Origin of the sequence: Anaerocolumna jejuensis DSM 15929 (assembly GCF_900142215.1) — a bacterium.
GTDB classification, from domain to species: Bacteria; Bacillota; Clostridia; order Lachnospirales; family Lachnospiraceae; genus Anaerocolumna; species Anaerocolumna jejuensis.
Map to the genome: position 1 here is coordinate 1 of NZ_FRAC01000034.1, position 19,027 is coordinate 19,027.

The following is a 19,027-nucleotide window of genomic DNA, read 5'->3' on the forward strand; positions in this document are numbered from 1 at the left end:
CAAGATTGGGCCGAGGATTTCGCAGGCTCAATCTTGTGTGTGAATTATGCTTCTCCATAATTCACATTATCTGCGCAGGTTATTTGCCTGCTGAAGCATCTCATCTGACGCATTGATTGCTTTGGAATTCATCTCATAAGCTCTCTGGGCAACAATTAAATCAACCATTTCATTAGCTGCCTGCACATTTGAATTTTCAAGATAGCCTCTTTTGACAACGCTCTTCTTTAAAGCGGCATCCTGGGTTTCCAGTCTTGCTGTACCGGAAGCTGCTGTTTCCATTAGAATACTGTTTGAAGTCTTCTCAAGTCCTGCCGCATTGTTAAACTGTGCAATTCCTATCTGAATTCCCATAGGCTGTACCTTTCCATCCTTGGGATAAAGAAAATTTCCATCATCATCTATGGTAATCTTTGAAGTATCCTTATCACTTTCAAAAACAATTGGTGAGCCAGAGGTATCAAGCACCGGATACCCTTCCGCTGTAGCAAGGGTAATTCCATTGGTTCCCATAGAAAATCCGAAAGCACCGTTTCTTGTGTAACCAACGCCTCCATCAGCAGTCTGAACCATAAAGAAACCATTTCCCTGAATAGCATAATCGCCGTCATTTTCGGTAGGCTTTAAAACGCCCTGTGTATACTGTGAAACAATGGCCGAATTCCTGACTCCAAGTCCGGTCTGAGCTGAAACAGGTTTTGCATTGCCTGAGCTGTCTGTTTGTTTATTCTGAATTGTCTGATATAATAATGACTTAAACTGGGCAGTTTCCTTCTTGTAACCGGTTGTATTAATATTAGCCAGGTTATTTGATATGGTATCCACATTCGTCTGTTGGGAAATCATTCCGGAAGCTGCTGTCCACAATGAACGCATCATAGGTATTTATTCCTTTCTTTCGTATTATACTTTACCTACAGAATTAACAGCCAGATCAAGAGTTCCGTCAATGGTCTGGATTACTTTCTGGTTTGCCTCATATGCTCTTGTTATGGCTATCATATTTGCCATTTCTGCCACAACATTAACATTGGACTGCTCTGTATATCCCTGCTGTATCGTAGCGGTACTGTCCAGCTGGGTAGCACCGTCCTGCGCCAGATAGAAGCTGTCTCCCTGTTTCTTCAGATAGCTGTAATCCGTAAAATCCGTCAGCTTTATCTTGTCGACAAAAACTCCGTCTGCATAGATGCTTCCACTTTCATCAACCTTAACATTGGCGGTATCATTTGGAATCGTAATCTCTCCGCCTTCACCCATCAATGCATTTCCGTTAACATCTACGACTTTGCCGCCCTGGTCCATTGTAAAGGAGCCGTCTCTCGTATATTTTACCGTTTCATTTCCGTTTTTATCAATGGAAGATACATTAAAAAATCCTTTTCCCTGAATGGCGAAATCAAAGGTATTACCTGTATTGCGAAGAGAACCCTGGTCATAATTTGTGTAAACCTCCCCAATCTTGACACCAAGACTCATCTTTCCTATCTGTTTATCCGTATAATTATCAGATACATCCTTTATCTTATAGGATAATAAATTACGAAATGACTGGTTGGTAACGCCGTCTTTCTTATAACCAACTGTTGCCGCATTGGCAAGGTTATTTGTTACTACGTCAAGACGCTTTTGTTCATTTGCCATGCCAGTCCAGGATGTAAAAAGCCCTTTAACCATTTTGACTCCTTTCGTGAATATCAAATCTACTGTCTGATATTCCAGAATAGTAGTGTGAAACACAACCGTATATCTATTTATCGGATATATTCCTTAATTTCTTAATCCCTGGAGCCGCTTAAATATTCAATATATTTTCCAGTACCGATGGCTACTGCTGTCATAGGATCTTCAGCTGTCATGGTATTAATACCGGTTTTATTCTCTATTAATTCTTCCAGTCCGTAAAGAAGGCAGCCACCGCCTGTCAATACAATACCTCTGTCAGCGATATCTGCTGCCAGTTCCGGAGGAGTTTTTTCCAATACACTGTGTACGGCTTCTACAATCTGGGAGGTCGTCTCCTTTAAAGCCTCTTCTGTTTCATCGGAGGAAACGGTTATGGTCTTGGGAAGTCCTGTAACCAGGTTACGTCCTCTTACATCCATCGTAACAACTTCCGGCCTCTTATAAGCAGAGCCAATATTTATTTTAATCTCTTCAGCGGTTCTTTCACCAATCAAGAGATTGTGTTTCTTGCGCATATATCTGACAATAGCTTCATCAAAATCATCACCGGCTATCTTAATAGAGGTGCTTACTACTGTTCCTCCCAAAGAGATTACCGCGATATCTGTGGTACCGCCGCCGATATCCACAATCATATTGCCGCAGGGCCTGTAGATTTCAATACCTGCTCCAATGGCTGCAGCAATAGGCTCCTCTATGATTTTAACATCTCTGGCGCCTGCCTGGTACGTGGCATCCTCAACCGCTTTTTTTTCTACCTCTGTTACACCGCTAGGTACGCACACACTTATTACAGGCTTACGGAAACGATGCTTTCCAACAGCCTTTTGTATGAAATACTTTAACATTTTTTCCGTAACCGTATAATCGGATATAACGCCCTGTCTCAATGGACGTACAGCTACAATATTGCCGGGTGTTCTTCCGAGCATAAGCCTTGCTTCTTCACCGATAGCTCTTACTTTATTCGTATCTCTGTCAAAAGCGACCACGGAGGGTTCCTTTAAAACCACACCTTTACCCTTTAAATAAACTAATACGCTCGCCGTTCCTAAATCAATTCCTATATCACTGCCTAACATATCTAATCTCCTTTCAGATTCTATCAGTTCTTTTTCGACTTCGCAGTCAGCTTTTTCTCTTCTGGTTGGCATCTATATAATGTCTAATGGTTTGATAATTACTAATTTAATTACCATTTTCCGGAATTTTTTATACAATTCACAGACTCTGGATATATTTTGACAGTTTTACAGCTTTCACTCTAATTTTTTCCATAAACCTGCCAATTAAACATACTCTTTTTTATTATATACATATTTATATTTTTTTTCAAAGGAAATTTTAGAAATTAAAGAATCTTAAAGATTTTTTAATACTTTCAGCCAAAAAGGCGTATCAATAAAACGAAATATTTCGCATTATAAAAAGCCCTGCCATCCCGAAATTGCTTCCGGAACAGTAAGGCCTGGTCGTAAAGGCTGTTTTTTATTTGGTTTCGTCGATATATAATAATGTGCGCAGCAGCACATTGGCACCCATGTGGCAATTTTCAACAGGCGTATATTCAATTTCGCAGTGGCTGTGGCCGCCGACACTTGGTACAAATATCATGGTAGCCGGTACCATATCAATCATGAACTGGGCGTCATGCCCGGGACCGCTGTAGATTCTGCGGCTGGAGTAGCCATATTCCTTTGCGCTTTTTTCCACCAGCTCCACTAATTCAGGAGTGAAGGTAACGGTATTCCGTGACCAGGCTCTGGCATAGGTCAATTCACATTTTTCAACGACAGTGGGAAGATTTTCAATCACGGAAAGAACCTGTTTAATGACCTCCGGGTCCTGATGTCTTGCATCCAGAGTAAACCTGACCTCATCGGGGATGATGGTATGGATATTGGGATGGCAGGAGATTTTACCGGTGGTGTAAACCAGCTTTTTATCCAGTTTGTCTAATTCATCATGGAGATATTGTATTGTTTTTGCAGCCGCATATAGGGCATCCCTTCTATAGGGCATCGGTGTTGTACCTGCGTGGCCGGCCTGGCCGGAAAGGGTAAATTCATAATTAATCATACCGCAGACCCCTTCTACAATTCCGATATCCATATGCTCTGCTTCCAGCACCGGTCCCTGTTCAATGTGCAGCTCCACAAGTGCAGCACATTTTTCCGGGGAAATCCGGTTCTTTTCCTCCCCTTTATAGCCGCTGGCTTCCAGCGCCTCCCCAAAGGTATAGCCGGGGATATCCTTTGCCACGGAGGCAAGCATCTCAGCCTTGTCAAATTTACCGCAGATAACACCGGAGGACATCATGGCAGGCTCAAAGCGGGCGCCTTCCTCATTGGTCCATACAACAACAGTGATTGGATGCCTGTGGGGTAACTTTTCCTTTACGATGGTTTCCAGTGCTTCCATGGCAGTCAATACTCCCAGAATACCGTCATAATTCCCGCCCTGTCTTACGGAGTCCATATGGGAACCGGAATAAATAGCAGGCAGGTCCTCCGACCCCGGAACCGTTGCATAGAGATTTGCCATGTCATCGGTCGCAACAGTGGCTCCGATTCCTTTCATTCTCTTTACAAATTCCCCTCTGGCCGCCAGGGCCTCCTCCGAAAGGGAGAATCTGGTGATTCCTCCCTTCCCGGTATCCCCGAATTTGCTAAAGGTCTTAATTTTATCTTCCATTCTTTCTAAACTGCATGTCATTTTAATTTACCTCCCTTTCCGTGCACAGATTGTTTCCTGCTGTCAGCCCGTTGCTTCCTTTAATTTATATACCCTTGCCCCCTGGCTGATTGCCCCTGCCGGACAAACTGCCAGACAAAGATGGCAGCCTACACATTTATTCCCATTCATGACCGGCTTACCCGTTGCCTCATCCTGCCTTAAGGCCTGATGTCCGCCGTCATAGCAGGACAAATAGCATCTTCCGCAGCCGATGCACTTGCTCCTGTCGAATTTGGGATAACAGATGCTGTCACGGTTTAATTCTTCTGCCGGGATAATCTTAGGCAAGGCCTTCCCGACGATTTCCGATACGCTTTTCATCCCCTGGGAGCTTAAATATAGCTCCATTCCCTCTATCATATCTTCGATAATACGGTAACCATATTGCATGACAGAGGTGGTTACCTGAATGTTTTCACAGCCCAGTGCCAGAAATTCCGCCGCATCCCTCCAGGTCTCAATACCGCCCATGCCGCTGATGGGTACTCCGGAAAGCTTTGAACAGGTCTTCATGGAATGAATGAAACGAAGGGCAATGGGCTTCACTGCTTTTCCGGAGTAGCCTCCCACACTGGTCCTTCCTTCCACATCAGGTCCTGAGGAAAAGGTATCAAGATTTATATTCATAATACTTTTAATGGTATTGATTGCGGCTATTCCATCCGCTCCGGCTTCGATGGCTGCAATAGCGGGAATTTCCATATTGCCGATGTTGGGAGTCATCTTGGCAAGAATCGGAAGCTGGGTGCCCTTTCTAACCGCCCGGGTATAGGCACTGACCAGCTCTGTATTCTGCCCCACATCGGAACCAAGTCCGTCTGCTGCCATATGGGGACAGGAGAAATTACATTCGATAATATCCGCTCCTGCTTCCGTCATCAGCTTTGCAAGATAGGTCCACTCTTCCTCGGTCTGGCCCATAATGGAGGCGATAATTATCTTGGAAGGATAATCCTTTTTTAAATGTTTCAGGAAATTAACATTTTCGATAAGGGTATGGTCCGAAATCTGCTCAATATTCTTAAAGCCAATGAAGGGCACCGATTCCTTCCTCAATGCATCAAATCTTGGAGACACCTCCTTGGGTACAAAGGTGCCGATGGTCTTAAAGGCAACACCTGCCCAGCCCATCTCAAAGGCTTTGGCAACCATTTCATAATTGCTTCCCACTACAGAGGAAGAAAGGAAAAAAGGATTCTCACAGGGTACTCCGCAAAAGTCAATGGATAAATCTACGTCTTTGTGCCCTGCCTTATGATAAGATACCGTTTCCTCCATAATCTCATCAATGGGAACCGGCCGGTTAATTTTATTCTTAAGACAGACCTCCATGCAGGCTTTTGAGGTACAGGTCTTGCAGGGAATTTCCTCTGAAAGTCTGTTAGCCGCTCCTGACATGTTCTCAAAGCGCAGAGCTCTGATGACCCTGTCCACCGGCAGGCTGTGAGGGCAGGCCTTGGTGCAGGGAGGGTTATTACATAGAAGACATCCTCCGGCTTCTTCCATAATTGAAATATCTCTATATTCTAAATTGCTCAAAATTACATCCCCTTTCAGGTCAGGTTTCACTTTTCAGCTCAAAGCCGGTTTACGCTTAATGAATTGGCCGTATCCCGGCTCCCCGGTAAATTCACCGTTATCATATACAAGCCTGCCTCTGACATAGGTCTGAACCGGATATCCGTGAAGCTTCCTGCCTTCCCAGATGGTATGATCATAGTCGGAATGCATATTGCTCACAGAAATGGTAAAGTCCTTATCCCTGTCATAAAGGACAATATCCGCATCCTTCCCAACGGTCAGGGAACCCTTGGTATCACAGCCAAAGATTTTAGCAGGATTGGCAGAACACAGTTCCACCGCACGGTTAAAGCTTATCCTGCCGCTGTTGGCTGCTGCAAGCATATAGGGATACAGATTCTCAACACCTGCACAGCCGTTTGGAATCTTGGTAAAGTCGTCCTTTCCCCAGTCCTTCTCATAGCTTTGAAAAGGGCAGTGGTCCGTTGCCACGGTATCAATGATTCCCTTCTTTATGGCGTCCCATAAAGCCTCCTGGCTTTCCTGGCCTTTTATGGGAGGGGAGCACACAAAGTTCCTTCCATCCTCTCTTTTGTATACCTCACTGGTAAACTCCAGATACTGGGGACAGGTCTCTATAAAAATCGGATGCCCTGCCAGCTTAGCCTCGGCAGCAGCTTCAAGCCCCTCTTTATCCGCCATGTGAACAATGTACAAGGGTGCTTCCACTGATTTTGCCCAGTGCACGGCTCTCTTGTCAGCTTCCGCCTCCACATATTCCGGCCTGCTTAAGTAATGATACCAGGCAGAGGTCTTCCCTTCCTTTAAAAAATTCTCTATATTCAGGTCGATTACATCCGGGTTTTCCGCATGGATATTTGTAATCGCACCAACTTCTTTCGCCTTTAATAAAACCTTTACAAAGGTGCCGTCATCCACCATCATGCCTTCCTTCTTATATACAAAGAAGCATTTGAAGCTGGTGACACCAAAATCCACGGAAGCCGCAAACTCCTCCAGCAATTCACCTCCGTTTAAATCTGTGATAATGCAGTGAAAGGCATAATCCACACAGGCCTCCGGGTCGCACATTGCCTTTCTCTCCCCAATGGTCTCCAGGATACCTTTCCCTTTTCTTTGCATGGGGTAATCAAATACCGTAGTAACACCGCCGCAGGCAGCCGCTCTTGTTCCTGATAAATAGCCGTCTGCAGATACCGTTCCTCCAAATGGCATTGCCAGATGGGTATGCGCATCAATCGCACCGGGTAATACAAGCTTCCCCGTTGCATCTACTACCTTTGCTGCCTCCATGGAAAGATCCGTTCCGATTAAGGCAATTTTTCCATCCTTTACTGCGATGTCAGCTATAAAGCTTTCCTTTGCTGTTACAATCGTGCCGTTTTTAATGATCAAATCCATACTCTACGCCTCCTAATCATAATTCCGCCTGAATTCTTCAAACAGGAATTTGTGCATTTTTATACACGCTTGCTCCCATTGCATACCGCAGACTTGTCTGCGGTACTGCCATAAATAATAGAGTGTGAAAGCGCTTTTCTTTCACACTTGCTCCCATTCCATACCGCAGACAAGTCTGCGGTACTGCCATAAATAATGGTATGTGAAAGCGCTTTTCTTTCACACCTCCTAGTCTTACTTCATACTTTGCCAACAATGAAATGTTTATTTATATAAGATTGACAGAGCCGATGCAAAAGGTTGTTGAAATCTTTGCAGCAGCTCCATCACCGGAAATATAACCTACCGCTTATTTATTGATTTTATATACCAGAACAAGACCTGACCTTTGGTATACCTGCGCTACTTCCACTAAATCCATACCGCCTGCCTTTGCAGCAATTAAGTTGGATACCCAGGTTACGCCAAAATCAACCTGACCGGTGTATACTGCCGTTGTTTCACCGATATCACCGCCGCCCGGTACAATATTTACATTTAAGCCGGCCTCGTTGTAATAACCCTTGTCAAGTGCTACATAATAACCCATGAACTGTGCCTGGGGCAGCCATTTTAACTGAATGGACACATCCTTTTTCTCAGGCTTGAATTTACCATCGGAAGCACTTGCTGCCGTAAAGAAGGAGGTATCCCTGATATCGTCAAGGGTAAGCTTCTGTAATTTATCTGCTGCTGCGGAATCGTCTAACTTAATGTACTTCTTTGCAAGATCAAGGGTCTGCTGCATAGCCGTGTCATCCATGTTCCCGTACTTTTTAACGGCTGCACCGGTCATATCGGTCTCTACCAGCTTTTTGACCTCGGATGCCATGTAAGACTGATGCTCAGCAGATACGGAGGAACCGTATTTGTAAACGATCTGAGCTGCTTCCTCCGGATTGGCACAGGCATATTCCCAGCCCTTCATGGAAGCATAGACAAAGGCTTTTACTGTCTCAGGGTTCTCTTTTGCAAATTTGCTGGTCGTGAAGATATTATCCTCAAGCATTGCCACGCCTTCCTCATTCATGTCAATGTATTTAACCGAATCACCATAATTGTAACCACCATCATAGGAGTTCTTTACCAGGCCAAGCTCGTTATAGGTCATGGCAGAGGCTAAAAGAATCGAGTCATCATCAAAGCCATCCATGTCAAATGCCTGGCTCAGGTAAGTGGTAGGCTGGCCGTATTTGGTCAAAAGTGCCTGAATCTCATATTCATTACCAATTCCCCAGTTCCCGACCTTGCCCTTGCCTGCCGCATCGGTTATAACACTTTCAACAGATGCATCGGCTGCATAGTAAGCTCCTGCTGCCTCCGTAGCAGCGGGTGTTTCTGTCGGTGTGGAAGCCTCCTCTGTTGCCGTAGGTTCTGATGTCGCCCCATTGCCTCCTGCGTTTTCTACCTTTTTGCCGCAGCCGGCAAGAGCAGTAATTAATAATACACACATCATAAATAATGCACTGATTTTTCTTACATAAAGTTTCCTCATAAATTAAGCCTCCTTTTAATGAAATCTGCGGTTATTTATTATAAAAAGCAAAGAGCTTTTATAATCCTCCTGTTCTGCTAAAGCCTTATTTCTATCAAGCGCGGTATCTGATACCGGTACCAAAACCAGCCGGCAGGCAGGGATTTTCAAACTAACGGCGCCCCTTTAATAAAACACCTTCGGCAATTAATAATATTACATACATGGTAATTCCAATGGCACAGGCTACAATAATGTAGGCCCAGGCAGTTGCATACTGTGCAAGGACGATATTTTCACGAATCTGGCGTCCTACACCAATGACGTATTCTGCAAAATATTCACTGACCAGAGCACTGATAACACAGGCTGGTACGCTGATTCTCAGCGCGGTAAAGACATAGGGAATGCTGTTGGGAATACGAAGCTTAAAAAATATGGTGGTTTTTCCTGCTGCATAGGAGTTCATCAGGTCCAGTGAAAAGGGCTTTAATTCCGTAAAGCCACGGTATGCATTGATACTCATGGATACAGTACAGGTAATCATGACCACCAGCATTTTTGCAAGCATGCTTCTGGTATTGGGGTCTTTACTGAAATCCTTTGTCAGGTTATTTAGAATAGGGGCAATGGCTATAATCGGTATGGCATTAAAGGCTGATGCTATGGTAAGGCCCCCAGCTCCCCATTTTGGAAATACCGTTGCTACAATTGCCAGCAAATAGCCGAAAAAGGAGCCTAAAACCAAACCGCCAAGTGCAACCGTAACCGTTGCTTTTACATTCACCAGGATACTGCTCCCGTTATCCGTAATAATTCCAAAAATCCTCTTTGGGAGCGGTAAGGTGAAGGTATCTGCTCCAATGATTTTATGAAGCAGCTGTGTCTGCCACAAAATAGCTATGACTGCTCCAAATAATACCGGATACAGGATGGTGGTAACCGTCTGCCGGTTGAATTTACTACGCAGCCTCTTCATTTGCACTCACCTCCCCTTTCACCCTGGCCCCCTTACGCTTGTAAGGTGACAATATTTTTTCGATTACTGCCATAAAGTAATAGCTGAGAATACCAATAATTGCGCTGAAGAATACAATCTGCCAGAACACATAGATGGACATGGCATGTTTTAAGGACTGGGACAGCATGGTTCCAAGACCTCCGCCTCCCTGGAGGGTATCCACCAGTATGGAGGCCGTAATTGCCATTGGTGCCGATATTTTAAGCCCCGTAAAGAAATACGGCATACTGGAGGGGATTAATAATTTACTGTAGATCTGATATTTGGTGGCAGCAATGGAATACATCAGCTCATGCTTTTCTTTTTCAACCGACTTAAAGCCTGCAAGGGTATTCGTTGCAACGGGATAAAAGGTCAATATCGCCGCAATCACAATCCGGCTTTTGTCTATGTCCTTGGTAATTGCCAATACAATGGGCGCCATACCAAGAATCGGTATCATCTGAATAATCATCAGATAGGGAAATACGGTCTTTTCAACTGTCAGGAACATATTCATTAACAGGGCCAGCACAAAGCCAATGGCAGTACCAATCAAAAAACCAATTCCCGCTCTGAATAAGGTTATTCCGGCATTGCTTAGTACGATCTGCAATGCGGTCTGGGTGCTGTTTACCTTATTGGTGCTGAATACCGATTCCAGAATCTGATACAGATGGGGCAGAACATTCTCCGGCGAGCGCTTTGTATGCTCTATGACAGTGGCTCCAATCTCCCATACTATAATAAGGCCGATGACCCATACTACCGTGACCATCTTTTTTGAATTAAGAGCTTTTTTAATCAGGTTCATGCGATCTTCCTCTCTCATTAAAAAATGGGATTTTCTGTTCCCTACAGGCTTTCAAAGCTGTTTCGTACCTTAACCACAAGCTCATTAAATTTCTGGGTATTCTTGATTTCCAAGCTTCTTGGCCTTTCAAGGTCAATATCAACAACGGCGGATACTCTTCCCGGATGGGGTGATAATACAACCACCCTGTCGGATAAAAACACTGCTTCCTGTATGTTATGGGTAACAAATAAAATCGTCTTATTGGTCTTCTTCCAGATACGGAGCAGATCCTCATGTAATTTTTCCTTAGTAAACTCATCCAGAGCGGAAAAGGGTTCATCCATCAGAAGGATTTCCGGCTTGACTGCCAGTGCCCTGGCGATTCCAACTCTCTGCTGCATACCGCCGCTTAACTGGTGGGGATATTTTTTGCCGAATTCCATTAAGCCTACCAGCTCCAGCATCTTTGTTACCCTGGCTGTCCGTTCCTTCTTCGGTACTCCCATCATCTCCATGGGCATACAGACATTCCGCCTTACGGTTCTCCAGTCATATAGCACCGGATTCTGAAATACAATGCCATATTTCTTCTGCATCCGAATTTCTCTGGGTGACTGTCCTCTTACGGAAATACTTCCCGAAGTAGGCTGCTGGAGATCCGCTATGGTACGGAGCAGTGTGGTCTTTCCGCATCCGGACGGCCCCAGTAAGGAAATAAATTCTCCCTGCCTGATATCCAGGTTAATATTCTTTAATGCTGTAATGGGTGCTCCCCCTTCCTTATCCGGAAAGCTTATGCACAAGTCTTCTATCTTTATTTCAATCTCAGAACTATTCTCCATTGATAATTCATTATTTTCCTCTTCAGCTTCCATTGCATCCTTTGGAATGAAATTTAATACATCCATAAAATACCTCCTGACATTTCCTTTCGTTCAACTGCAGTAATCTCCCTTAAGCTCCTATTGCATACCGCGTCTGCCTGCAGCGGCGGCACTGCCATAAATCAGGGTTGAATAACAACGCAAAATGGCATAAAGTCTTTTAACTCTACGCCATCGTATTTTTTATTCCCTATTCTTTTTACCAAAGCTTTGCATATATTTTCAGCAAATCTTCTTTTGACACTTCTTTTACCGTATTGGAAGGACTGCCGCTTGCTATGGCATCCTGAGCCATCTTATCGGCTGCCGCGTCAAACTCGTTCTTTTTTATACCATACTCTTCCAGAGTAGGAATATTACAATGCTTACACAGCTTTGCCAGCTCTGTTAGAAAAGCCCCTGCCGCTTCCTCATCACCGGTATTCTCATCCGCTGCTCCGATTGCTCTTGCCAGTGTCCCAAATCTTTCATAGCAGCCATCCAGTGCAAAGGCCAGGCATTCCTTTATCAGCATGGCATTGGAAATTCCATGGGGCACATGGAACAGGGCTCCTATGGGTCTGCTCATGCCGTGGACCAGGGTTACGGAAGCATTGTTGATGCTGACCCCTGCTTCAAATGCCGCAATCTGCATCTCCTCCCTTGCCTTTTCATCACTTCCTTTACTGTAGGCTGTGGGAAGATATTTAAAAATTCTCTTTACTGCCGATAAGGCATAAATTTCTGTCAGCGGGGTGCTCTTTCTAGAAGTATAGGCTTCCACCGCATGGGTCAAAGCGTCCATTCCCGTTGCCGCGGTAATATCAGGCGGTGAAGTCAGGGTAAAGGTCGGGTCGATTACCGCAAGGTCAGGTAAAAGGGCATCACCCTTTAGCAGCATCTTAATTCCCTTTACGGAATCTGTAATGACCGTAAATTTGGTTGCTTCGGAGCCGGTACCTGCCGTGGTAGGAATTAATACCAGGGGCGGGAATTTACCGGTAATATCCTTTCCTAAATAATCGGATATTTTGCCGGAAAGTACTGTCATTGCTGCAATCGCCTTGGCACTGTCAAGAGGACTTCCTCCTCCGATGGCAATTAAAAAGTCACAGCCGGTCTGCTTAAAAGCCTTCACACCGGACTCAATCATCTGATCCGTTGGCTCTCCGGTAATATCATTGAATACAACATATTCAATTCCCCAGGCTTCAAGGTAACCGGTAAGGGTAGCTGCAATGCCAGCCTTGGTGACAATCCTGCCCGTAACCACAAATGCCTTTCTTCCAAGGCCTTTAATGGCTGCTTCGCTGGCTTCCAGAGCGTTTTTTCCTATAAAGACATTCCGTGGTAATTTAAATTGATATGCCATAATAACCTCTTTCCCGAATATACACTCTTCAATTGGATATTCTCTAATCAGTAGCTGAAAAAACAGCTTTTTCTCAACTTAACAGCCATGCCTTCCCAGTACGCCGCAAGCTTGGGCTGGGGATTTCGCAGGCACTTGTGTGAATTATGCTTCTCAATAATTCAGCTTGCTTGCGGTACATCCCAGACAGTAAGTTTGTAAACACAACGCATTTCTAAGTTAGTTCCATCTGCGTACCTTGCACACGTTTCAGACTATGTGTACAAAAAGGACCTGCTGATCAATGATAATAAAAAAGCAGCGGCGGAATCTTCCTTTGATAGCTCCATCGCTGCTTAAAATATATTTTATATTTAAGAATTAAGATATCTAAGTTGAATGAAGTTCGCCTGACCTCTTTCAGGATTATAGATGCTCTGTATTCCAGCCTTTTTACACCCGGGAGAGGAAAAACTAAGGTTCAACTTTTATAGACGAATTATATATCATGGACAAGTCAAAAATCAATTGCTATATGACCAGAATTATTTGTTCAACTGCACAATAGCATTTCTACTGACCGGGTATCCGGATCCGACCGTTCCTTTGTGGTTACAGGAAAGGCCAGTCTTTTTATATAAATTCTTTATCTACAATTGAAAGCACTTCATCCAATTTAACAAGTTCTTCCACAATCTGCTCTTTTGTAATAATCAAAGGCGGTGCAACTAAAATCATATTTTCATGACTGTAGGTCATAAACTTCCTTTCCTTCAGTTTTCCAATGATTTTGCCCATAATTCCCTCCGTATCCTTTCCATAGGGTACAAGGGCCTCCCTGGTCGCTTTATCCTTCACCAGTTCAACTGCGGAGAACAGACCGATATAGCGTACGTCACCAACACAGGGATGGGCTGCCTTTAACTCCTCTAATTTTTCGCCAAGAACCTTCCCGACCTCCTTCACGTGGTCAAGGATTTTTACTTCTTCATAGTAATTGACACAGGCAACACCTGCCGCACAGGCTAAGGGATGCCCGCTGTAGGTTAAACCGCAGGACAGCAGGTTATCATCAAAATACTCTGCAATCCTTTTGCTTACAACAACTCCCCCAAGAGGTACATAGCCGCAGGTCACACCCTTTGCAAAGGTTACGATATCCGGCTTTATATCAAAGTTCTCAAAGGCAAACATCTTACCGGTTCTGCCCCAGCCGGCCATTACCTCATCACAGATCAAAAGGATGCCGAATTCATCACAAAGTGCCCTCATTCCCGGCAGATAGCCCTTTGGCGGAATCAATATACCATTGGAGCCGGTTATGGTCTCAACTACAATTGCAGCCACACTGTCCGGTCCTTCATAAAGTATCTGCTCTCTCAGCTTTGCAATATAGTATTTAGAAGCTGCTTCCTCCGATTCAAAGGGGATTGCTTCTCTATAGAGATAAGGATCAAAAAATTTGATAAAGCCCGGAATGCCCGGCTCCAGCGGATACCTTCTTGGCTCCCCGGTCAGATTTCCGGCCCCGAAGGAGGAACCATGATAGCTGCGGTATCTGCTGAAGACTTTAAACCTTCCGGTATACATACGTGCCATCTTAATGGCATTTTCATTGGCTTCCGCACCGGCATTGGTAAAGAAAACCTTTCCCATATTGTCAGGCATCAATTCGATTATCTTTTTAGCCAGCTTTGCCCTTGGCTCTACCCCATAGGAAGGTGCGGCATAACAGAACTTATCCACCTGCTCCTTGATTGCCTCATTAATGGCCTTGTTGCCAAAACCTACATTCATGTTGACCAGCTGGGCGGACATATCCGTGTAACGGTTTCCGTCACAATCCCAGAAATAAATACCCTCCCCCTTTTCTACCGGAACCGGATTAAGTCCCTTTTGCTTACTCCAGGACTGTAGGTTATACTCCTTTTGCATGCTTTTAATTTCTTCACCTGTCATATCGTCATCCTCCTTATTAAAAAGGGAGCCGTTCCTAAGAACCGCTCCGTTGCTGTACCTTTTTATGTAGTACCATTATAAACGTACGCAATGTATTATTCAATAAATGGGTGACCACACTTTCTTGTGCGACTGCACATGGGCTATTCAATATTCGTAATTCTCCCTCACTCCATTAATTTATGATATCTTTTATCATAAACCCTATGCTGCAGCGCACCTTTTCATCCAGATTCAGAATATTATAGCCGGTAATTTTCTCAATTTTCTTTATCAGGTTATTTACGGTATTGCGGTGGATAAACTGCTGCTCCGACACTAACTGGGGGCTTCCGTTATTATCCAGATAGGAGCGCAGAAATCCCATCAAATCCGTACCGTTTTCCGAATCATACTGTTCAACCCTGCCAAAAACCTCCTGATAAAAATCCTTAAGGACCTTCTTATCTTTCACTGCCAGCAATACCTTATACAAATCAAGCTCATCATAGTAAGTAACCCGGACCTTTCTCTTTCCCGCCATCTCATTGGCAGCAATGGCATTTTCAAAATTGATATCCTGGTTTGCAAAGCCCTGCATAATGGAGCTGACCCCTACGTTTATGGTAAAGCTGTCCGTCTTTTTGCGAATCAAACCCAAAAGGTCGTCTACAAATTTGCGGACATTATACATATCGCTTTCCGATAAGACCACTACCAGATTGGACTGGTAGGTAAAGGCTATAAACATCCGCTGGCTGGTCCGGGCAATCTGCTCAACAAAAAGCTTCAACCTCTCCATATTGTCACTGTTATATTGCTCATCGACATTATTGACGGACATATTAACAAAGCAGAGGTGGCAGTCACGCTTATAGCCGTTGCGCTCCATATGCTGAATCTGGGTTTCAATATCGCCCACCTTAAAAATAATGTCCTTGATGGTCGATGCCACACTGGCCTCCACACTCTCATTATGCATGATACGGGTACAAAAGTCACGGGTCACATCCACCAGCCTTATCTTCCAGGGAATAGTAAAAAGAGGCATGTCAACTTCATTGCAAAAGTCGACTACCTCCTTCGGTACACTTTTTATATAGGGCCCCAGATTAATGACAAAAGCACTTGTCTCACTCTGGTAAAGCTCCTTTGTAAAATTTAAAAGCCATTCATCGTCATGGCACATATAGCCCGCTATAAAAATCAGCTCATGGCCATGGAGGAAGGACGACACCTCCTGGTCCTCTACAATATGCACCCACTCCACAAGGTTGCCTAACCCCTTGTGTCCTGCCAGAAGCTGCATCTGATAAAGCGAAGCACAATTCCGGTAAAGCTTACTAACTGCAATTGCCATCTCTACCTCCTACAAATGTCCAATACCTGTCTGCTTATAATATCTCTCATTGAAATCAAATTATTCAGAAATTATAACATAACCCAGGCTATAAAGTAAATGAGGATATTGACACTTACTAATACCTTCCATTCTTAAACATGTTCAGGGTTCCTGGAATCAGCCACCGGCATGATGCATTTGATGCATTAAATCACTTCACACCGAGCTGCTGTCTGGCGGCATGGTTTGGAAACCACATACCACACAGCTTTGAACTGGTAATTACTCTACTTTATCCGTATCGCATTTTAAAGCGAGGAATACAAAGAGAACGGCTTCCTTCCGAAGGTTCGCAGGCTAATAATAAATCAATAATTTACATAATCCAATTATACGATCCAACAATTTACATAATTCAATAATTTACATAAATCAATAATTTACATCCACTCCTTGCGCCCAAAGGAGCGCAGTCCGACAGCAAGATAGATGAGAAATGTAAGCATCACTATTAATACAAAGGGGACAGGTTCCAGCCGAGGGGATAGATTCAGTCCTTGCGGAAACATTGCATAATAGGGCGGAGCTACGGGAAACCATGCCCCTATATTGGAATTGAAACCTGTAAAAACAATATTGGGAACAACCGTGGAGATGCTAAACAGCAGGGCACCGCCAAAGGATTTAAAGCGAGTGGAGAGAACAATCTGCAGCATTGCCAAAGGAAAGCAGGCAAACCAGCCGCCGATTACGCCAGCCAGTACCGTTTTCCAGGGTATACTGCCTTCGACGTGAATGATATTTCCTGTTATGAGGTAGCCCGCCAGGAAGGTAAGCTGCACAAGGGCTAAGAGCACCATCAGCATCATAAATTTGGAAAGAAAGATCTGCCAGCGGGGAAAGGGCAGGGTCAATAACTGCTTCCAGGCTCCGTTCTTATGTTCATAAAAGCATAAAAACGCTGCAAATATCCCGGCAAAGACCGGCAGAAAAAAAATCCCATGCTTGGATACCCCCTGAAAATAAAGTGTATTCCAATCGGGTGCAAAATAAGAAGTCAAGGCTTTAACACTATCAGCCGCAAGTAGAAAGCTCACTGCAACCTCCATTAGAATCAGCAAAAAAATCAAAGGCCATTTCATTTTTCTGCATTCAGAATAAAATAATTTCATCATTTGAATATCCTCCTATTTCATTTCCATTGCGCCAAAGCGAATAGAGCCTAAAAGCAGTATGATCAGACCCAGTGCGGCGCCCAAAATAATCCAATTGGTATAGCCTTTTATAAAAGGACTGGCCATAGAGGGGTAAGCCCAGGGCAGAACATACAAAAGCTTAGTGCCAAATCTTGCAAGGAACAGGCTGGAAATAGCTCCTATTGCACCTGCCGCAAGGGGAAATGTCTGATTGGCAAAACGGGCAGATAAAAACAGCTGAATCCCAAGTACGGGAAGAGAGGCAGCAAAGCAGCCGAAAACCTGTTTTGTCAGAAACAGAAAAGGCAGGCGCTCATTGGTGTAGACAATCCAGATAAGGGATGCCCCTAACAGAATGAGGCTGCAGCATATCAGCATTAAAATGATAACCCATAAGGCTTTGATAAAATAAAAGGCCCTGCGGCTGACCGGCATGGAAAATATCATTTTCATGCCCTGGGCCTGATGCTCGGTTTCAAAAAAGACACTGCACAATAGTGAAATTGTAAGAAGCATGGTAAAGGATAAAAACAGATACACTACATTTAATCCTGTATAAACACCTGCTTCTCCCTGGCGAAAATACAGGTACCATTCCATGCAGGTAAACAAAAGTAGGATAACTGCACTAATGACCGGTATCCATAAACATATTTTTTTCATTTTAAGGAATTCGGCAGAAAGCATCCCATTTATCATAAGCTTTCCCCTTTCCCCGTCAATTGCAAAAAGATATCCTCCAGGGATGAAGTCTGTTCGCTGACATGCTGCAATGAAAATGGCTGAAGAATCCTGAATATTTCCCCCTGATCCATTCTACCGGTAACTGTAACCAGCAGTTCATTCCCATGCTTCTCAGTTGTTGCACCGTTTCGTATAAGCGCATGGTATGCTTCGTCAGGCCTGTCAGTAATAATGGAAAGCCGCACGGTATTCCTTTTTTCAAGCTCCTGCATTCGGTCCTGAAAAATTAATTTTCCCCCCTGTATGATGCCCACATAGTCTGCAATGGATTGGATTTCACTCAGAATGTGGCTGGACAAAAAAATGGTTATCCCCTGTTCGTGGGATAACGCCAGCATTAAATTTCGAATTTCCTGAATTCCGGCCGGGTCCAGGCCGTTAATCGGCTCGTCCAGAATCAAGAGCTTCGGCTTACGGATCAGTGCCTGTGCAATACCCAGACGCTGCTTCATGCCAAGGGAATACCCTTTTACGGTCTGCTTTGCATATGGGGTCAGCCGGACGGTATCAAGGACTTCACGGATATTTTCTTCCGGCAGCTCCAGCAGCTTACATATGATTTTAAGGTTTCCATATGCTGATAAATGACCGTAATAGGATGGTCCCTCCACAAGTGAACCGATATTTCTTAAAATACTTTCCCTTTCCCGCTTCAGGGAGCGTCCCATAATCTGGACCGAGCCCTCATCGGCGCGAATCAGGCTGAGCAGCATACGAATGGTGGTTGTTTTTCCCGCACCATTCGCACCCAAAAAGCCATAGATTTTCCCTTCCGGAACCCGTAAATCAATGTGGTCCACCGAGACATGCCGGCCAAAACGCCGTGTAAGGCCATTAGTTTCAATAATAAATTCAGACATAACTTTACCTCCTGTTATCCTTTGATAACAAGAGTATAAGGTATGAAACGTATTCTCAG

Annotated in this window: 17 protein-coding genes; all 17 read right to left on the reverse strand. The window is 44.3% G+C overall.

Annotated features, from left to right (window positions below; genetic code table 11):
* Positions 1-66: 66 nt before the first annotated feature.
* Positions 67-879 (reverse strand): flagellar hook-basal body protein, encoded by an 813-nt coding sequence (locus tag BUB77_RS24760; RefSeq protein WP_073279863.1) that lies wholly within the window; start codon positions 877-879, stop codon positions 67-69.
* 24 nt (positions 880-903) lie between these two features.
* Positions 904-1,677 carry a flagellar hook-basal body protein gene (locus BUB77_RS24765; protein ID WP_073279864.1) on the reverse strand — a complete coding sequence of 258 codons (774 nt, stop codon included), beginning with the start codon at positions 1,675-1,677 and terminating at the stop codon, positions 904-906.
* A gap of 101 nt (positions 1,678-1,778) precedes the next feature.
* Complete coding sequence (gene mreB, locus BUB77_RS24770; protein WP_073279865.1) at positions 1,779-2,768, reverse strand: rod shape-determining protein; 990 nt, start codon at positions 2,766-2,768, stop codon at positions 1,779-1,781.
* Positions 2,769-3,174: 406 nt separating this feature from the next.
* Entirely contained in the window at positions 3,175-4,401 is a 1,227-nt protein-coding gene (locus tag BUB77_RS24775; protein ID WP_084124700.1) for a Zn-dependent hydrolase, read from the reverse strand.
* 42 nt (positions 4,402-4,443) lie between these two features.
* Entirely contained in the window at positions 4,444-5,961 is a 1,518-nt protein-coding gene (preA, locus tag BUB77_RS24780) for an NAD-dependent dihydropyrimidine dehydrogenase subunit PreA (protein WP_073279916.1), read from the reverse strand.
* A gap of 33 nt (positions 5,962-5,994) precedes the next feature.
* Complete coding sequence (gene hydA, locus BUB77_RS24785; RefSeq protein WP_073279867.1) at positions 5,995-7,365, reverse strand: dihydropyrimidinase; 1,371 nt, start codon at positions 7,363-7,365, stop codon at positions 5,995-5,997.
* A gap of 37 nt (positions 7,366-7,402) precedes the next feature.
* The gene (locus BUB77_RS29620; protein ID WP_139241316.1) at positions 7,403-7,588 is read right to left on the reverse strand and encodes a hypothetical protein; all 186 of its coding nucleotides are present in this window, start codon (positions 7,586-7,588) and stop codon (positions 7,403-7,405) included.
* A gap of 126 nt (positions 7,589-7,714) precedes the next feature.
* Positions 7,715-8,899, reverse strand: a complete 1,185-nt coding sequence (locus BUB77_RS24790; RefSeq protein ID WP_073279868.1) for an ABC transporter substrate-binding protein — start codon at positions 8,897-8,899, stop codon at positions 7,715-7,717.
* A gap of 151 nt (positions 8,900-9,050) precedes the next feature.
* The gene (locus BUB77_RS24795) at positions 9,051-9,857 is read right to left on the reverse strand and encodes an ABC transporter permease (RefSeq protein WP_073279869.1); all 807 of its coding nucleotides are present in this window, start codon (positions 9,855-9,857) and stop codon (positions 9,051-9,053) included.
* Entirely contained in the window at positions 9,841-10,692 is an 852-nt protein-coding gene (locus tag BUB77_RS24800) for an ABC transporter permease (RefSeq protein WP_170866742.1), read from the reverse strand. The genes BUB77_RS24795 and BUB77_RS24800 overlap by 17 nt, the downstream gene beginning before the upstream one ends.
* A gap of 41 nt (positions 10,693-10,733) precedes the next feature.
* Positions 10,734-11,582: an ABC transporter ATP-binding protein gene (locus BUB77_RS24805; RefSeq protein WP_330392688.1), complete on the reverse strand. Its 849-nt coding sequence runs from the start codon at positions 11,580-11,582 to the stop codon at positions 10,734-10,736.
* A gap of 175 nt (positions 11,583-11,757) precedes the next feature.
* Positions 11,758-12,909: an iron-containing alcohol dehydrogenase gene (locus BUB77_RS24810; protein ID WP_073279870.1), complete on the reverse strand. Its 1,152-nt coding sequence runs from the start codon at positions 12,907-12,909 to the stop codon at positions 11,758-11,760.
* 612 nt (positions 12,910-13,521) lie between these two features.
* Positions 13,522-14,913, reverse strand: a complete 1,392-nt coding sequence (locus BUB77_RS24815; RefSeq protein ID WP_278277751.1) for an aminotransferase class III-fold pyridoxal phosphate-dependent enzyme — start codon at positions 14,911-14,913, stop codon at positions 13,522-13,524.
* A 109-nt stretch (positions 14,914-15,022) separates the two neighbouring features.
* Positions 15,023-16,186, reverse strand: a complete 1,164-nt coding sequence (locus tag BUB77_RS24820) for a PucR family transcriptional regulator (protein ID WP_073279872.1) — start codon at positions 16,184-16,186, stop codon at positions 15,023-15,025.
* A gap of 422 nt (positions 16,187-16,608) precedes the next feature.
* On the reverse strand, positions 16,609-17,343 hold the full coding sequence (locus BUB77_RS24825) for an ABC transporter permease (protein ID WP_073279873.1): 735 nt from the start codon (positions 17,341-17,343) through the stop codon (positions 16,609-16,611).
* A gap of 12 nt (positions 17,344-17,355) precedes the next feature.
* Complete coding sequence (locus BUB77_RS24830) at positions 17,356-18,063, reverse strand: ABC transporter permease (protein ID WP_073279874.1); 708 nt, start codon at positions 18,061-18,063, stop codon at positions 17,356-17,358.
* On the reverse strand, positions 18,060-18,968 hold the full coding sequence (locus tag BUB77_RS24835; protein WP_073279875.1) for an ABC transporter ATP-binding protein: 909 nt from the start codon (positions 18,966-18,968) through the stop codon (positions 18,060-18,062). The genes BUB77_RS24830 and BUB77_RS24835 overlap by 4 nt, the downstream gene beginning before the upstream one ends.
* Positions 18,969-19,027 lie beyond the last annotated feature (59 nt).

Coding starts and splice junctions, on each gene's coding strand:
- BUB77_RS24765 (WP_073279864.1), bottom strand. CDS start 1,677: ATGGTTAAAGGGCTTTTTACATCCTGGACTGGCATGGCAAATGAACAA.
- BUB77_RS24825 (WP_073279873.1), bottom strand. CDS start 17,343: ATGATGAAATTATTTTATTCTGAATGCAGAAAAATGAAATGGCCTTTG.
- BUB77_RS24810 (WP_073279870.1), bottom strand. CDS start 12,909: ATGGCATATCAATTTAAATTACCACGGAATGTCTTTATAGGAAAAAAC.
- BUB77_RS24760 (WP_073279863.1), bottom strand. CDS start 879: ATGATGCGTTCATTGTGGACAGCAGCTTCCGGAATGATTTCCCAACAG.
- BUB77_RS24795 (WP_073279869.1), bottom strand. CDS start 9,857: ATGAAGAGGCTGCGTAGTAAATTCAACCGGCAGACGGTTACCACCATC.
- mreB (WP_073279865.1), bottom strand. CDS start 2,768: ATGTTAGGCAGTGATATAGGAATTGATTTAGGAACGGCGAGCGTATTA.
- hydA (WP_073279867.1), bottom strand. CDS start 7,365: ATGGATTTGATCATTAAAAACGGCACGATTGTAACAGCAAAGGAAAGC.
- BUB77_RS24830 (WP_073279874.1), bottom strand. CDS start 18,063: ATGATAAATGGGATGCTTTCTGCCGAATTCCTTAAAATGAAAAAAATA.
- BUB77_RS24800 (WP_170866742.1), bottom strand. CDS start 10,692: ATGAACCTGATTAAAAAAGCTCTTAATTCAAAAAAGATGGTCACGGTA.
- BUB77_RS24820 (WP_073279872.1), bottom strand. CDS start 16,186: ATGGCAATTGCAGTTAGTAAGCTTTACCGGAATTGTGCTTCGCTTTAT.
- BUB77_RS24775 (WP_084124700.1), bottom strand. CDS start 4,401: ATGACATGCAGTTTAGAAAGAATGGAAGATAAAATTAAGACCTTTAGC.
- BUB77_RS24790 (WP_073279868.1), bottom strand. CDS start 8,899: ATGAGGAAACTTTATGTAAGAAAAATCAGTGCATTATTTATGATGTGT.
- BUB77_RS24805 (WP_330392688.1), bottom strand. CDS start 11,582: ATGGATGTATTAAATTTCATTCCAAAGGATGCAATGGAAGCTGAAGAG.
- BUB77_RS24835 (WP_073279875.1), bottom strand. CDS start 18,968: ATGTCTGAATTTATTATTGAAACTAATGGCCTTACACGGCGTTTTGGC.